At 58.0% G+C, this 286-nt stretch carries 1 pseudogene; it reads right to left on the bottom strand.

Annotation, left to right across the window (positions count from 1 at the left end):
* Nucleotides 1-166 (bottom strand): annotated as a pseudogene (gene pyrG, locus QMX96_RS26790) (CTP synthetase); the annotation flags it as partial.
* Nucleotides 167-286: the final 120 nt, after the last annotated feature.

Raw genomic sequence — 286 nt, 5'->3', positions numbered from 1 at the left:
GCTGGAACGGGCTCATGGTGCCCGGGTCGACGTTGATGTACGGGTCCAGCTTGAGCATGGTGAACTTGAGCCCCCGCGCCTCCAGGATGGCAGCCAATGAAGCCGAGGCAATGCCTTTCCCCAATGAAGAAACAACACCGCCCGTGACGAATATGTAGCGCGTCATGAAAAACCCTAGAAGTCTGGGTTAAAGCGGTCAGTGCCGCCGGGGAAAGCGAAGGAAGGCCGAAGCCCCCGATCACCTGCGTCAATCACAGTGCATCTTAAAAATCTGCCGCGCCTGGTC

Origin of the sequence: Pseudomonas sp. PS01300 (genome assembly GCF_029960155.1) — a bacterium.
In the GTDB taxonomy this organism is placed as follows: Bacteria; Pseudomonadota; Gammaproteobacteria; order Pseudomonadales; family Pseudomonadaceae; genus Aquipseudomonas; species Aquipseudomonas palmensis.
Note: the sequence above shows the minus strand (reverse complement) of the source record. Positions and strands in the feature narration are given on the sequence as shown.